This is a genomic window from Alkalitalea saponilacus (assembly GCF_900168165.1).
Taxonomy (GTDB): Bacteria; Bacteroidota; Bacteroidia; order Bacteroidales; family Marinilabiliaceae; genus Natronoflexus; species Natronoflexus saponilacus.
Genome location: NZ_FUYV01000061.1, coordinates 1 through 2,623, shown reverse-complemented (window position 1 = coordinate 2,623; position 2,623 = coordinate 1). Strand labels below are relative to the sequence as shown.

Below are 2,623 nucleotides of genomic sequence, written 5' to 3'. Positions count from 1 at the left end.
GCTAAATAGTCACCCTCCTACCCCGCCTCATTTTTTGTAACGGCGGACAAGGACGCACACCGCAAAAAAGCCACTGGTCATACACAGGTACGTTGGGCAAAATACAATAAAAAAACCTACAGATAATTGAGAACTTAACAATATGAAAAGATTAAAAACTCTAACTGGAATTGCACTATTATTCATTTCATTAAATTTAAATGCACAGTTTAATGATAATGAGTACTTTTTAATTAAAAATCAACGAATTGAAAATAAAAACGCAAGACGATTGTTGATAAAAATGATATCAGACTCAACTTATGAGTTTGTCGACAATATTAATCGTATCTACAAAATAGATAAGAAGACAAAGGAAATTGAATTTCCGCTTAGTCATGGATTAAGTAATTTTAGTATTATCGACAATAAAATTGAAATCAAAACAAAGGAAGATACTTATGTTGGAACCCAACTTGATTTTAATAGTCAGCAAGAAAAGGAGTTTTTTAAAAACTTACTTATAGATTTGGAATTGCCAAGTAGTAATCAATCTGACTCAATTATAAATTCATTAAAAGGAATAACTACAATAAGAAATTCTGAGACTTTGTTTTTAAGTTGTCATCAAAAAAACTTAAATCCTTTATATGATAAAATTGGCTCCTGTTTAATTCAACTTGACGAATCCATAATAAGTGTTTGTGATATTGATAATCGATGTACAATGTCAGGTGTTTACATTCAAAACAAGGATTTGCTTTTCAAAAACAGAATGGAAAATTATCAATTAAAAGAAGACTTCGTTTATGTTCTTTTTATAGATAAGGATGTTAAAATTAAGGACATAAATACAACTGTTAGAGCTATTCGTAAAATTGATAATTTATCACAAATATATTTTGCCACTAAATCAATAAAAGACATGGAGTATGTTGTGAATTACATTTCGATTCCCATCAACATTGATTTAAACGAGAATTTAGCTACTTTTTCAGACTGGATTTCAGCAAATGTTAAAGACAGGTACGTCAGAGGAGAAAAACTTAATATAGTTGAAGATGAATCAGAAACAAAAATTGGTGGATTTGTTATAGTTGAATAAGTACTTTGCCCAACACGCAATATAGCAAAAGGCGGGTTTAGTGTATTATTCTACATTCTGCCCCGCATCAAGTTTTGTAACGGTGGATAAGTACGTAGCCCGCATTCCGCCTCATGCCATATTGCCAAACGTTACCGCCAAGCAAAAAAAACGATAGTGCGGAGATTAACCCCTGTAATCTATGCAATATTTGCGGAGAAAATTTCTTTTGCGGAGAATAAGTAGTATATTTGTCGCATAATTTGCGGAGAATGAATATATATATACACGAGAACGAAAACTGGACAGACTTCACTTGGGATAATAAAAAAGTGATGATAAAACTTGGTGAAGTTAGAAATCTACAAGGAAGACTATTGGGTAAAATGGAGTCGCTTGGTTTTGATTTACAAAATGAAGCAGTATTAAACACCCTGACTTTGGATGTTATTAAGTCATCAGAAATTGAAGGTGAGTTTTTAGATATTGAACAAGTACGTTCCTCAATTGCACGTCGGTTAGGAATTGACATTGCAGGAGCAGTGGAATCGGAACGTCACATTGATGGGATAGTTGAAATGATGCTTGACGCTACTCAAAGATATGATGCGCCCTTGAGTAAAGACAGATTATTTGGTTGGCATGCAGCACTGTTCCCTTCAGGATGGAGCAATCTTTATAAAATCACAGTTGCCGACTGGAGAAAAGATACGACTGGTCCGATGCAAGTTGTATCGGGGCCTATGGGAAAAGAGAAAGTTCACTATCAAGCTCCAAGTTCAGACAGAATAGAACCAGAAATGAACAGATTCTTAGACTGGTTTGAAAACGAGCAAGAAATAGATTTAGTTCTTAAGGCAGCTATTGCTCATTTATGGTTCGTGACAATTCATCCATTCGACGACGGAAACGGAAGAATTACAAGAGCAATTACAGATATGATATTGGCACGTTCTGACAAAAGTATCAGGCGGTTCTACAGTATGTCTGCACAAATAAGAGTTGAAAGGAAACAGTATTATGAAAAACTTGAAAAAACACAAAAAGGGAATTCAGATATTACAGAATGGATTTTGTGGTTTTTGCAATGTTTAATAAATGCTATTGACTCCACAGAAGAAACTTTATCGAAAATACTCCATAAAGCAGAATTTTGGAGAAACCATTCTACCACAACCCTCAATGATAGACAGCAAAAAATAATAAACAGACTGCTTGATGGATTTGATGGAAAGTTGACGACATCGAAATGGGCGAAAATTAACAAGTGCTCGCAGGATACTGCTCTTCGAGATATTCAAGCTTTAATAAAGAAGGATATATTACAAAAAGATGCAAGCGGAGGAAGAAGCACAAATTACGAACTGAAAAATGCCAGGCGGTAACATTTTGTATATGTCAGTTTTGCAGAAAATTTCACGTTTATAGATAATTTCGGGTGTGCAAAACCGCCACATACAAATCACCGTTGTAGGGCATTTTAACGAATCGCTATCGAATAAAATAAGCTCAAATCGTATCATGAATATCGAATATTTATCGAATAAAAACGAATCATAT

Annotated in this window: 2 protein-coding genes; both read left to right on the top strand. The window is 34.0% G+C overall.

Annotated elements, in window-relative coordinates; translation table 11 throughout:
* Positions 1–142: 142 nt before the first annotated feature.
* Positions 143–1,084 (top strand): hypothetical protein, encoded by a 942-nt coding sequence (locus B5X70_RS17550; protein WP_079559203.1) that lies wholly within the window; start codon positions 143–145, stop codon positions 1,082–1,084.
* Positions 1,085–1,335: 251 nt separating this feature from the next.
* Positions 1,336–2,448 (top strand): Fic family protein, encoded by a 1,113-nt coding sequence (locus B5X70_RS17545; RefSeq protein ID WP_079559202.1) that lies wholly within the window; start codon positions 1,336–1,338, stop codon positions 2,446–2,448.
* Positions 2,449–2,623: the final 175 nt, after the last annotated feature.

Excerpts from the sequence above, each read along its gene's own strand:
- B5X70_RS17550 (WP_079559203.1), top strand. The coding sequence starts at position 143 with ATGAAAAGATTAAAAACTCTAACTGGAATTGCACTATTATTCATTTCA.
- B5X70_RS17545 (WP_079559202.1), top strand. The coding sequence starts at position 1,336 with ATGAATATATATATACACGAGAACGAAAACTGGACAGACTTCACTTGG.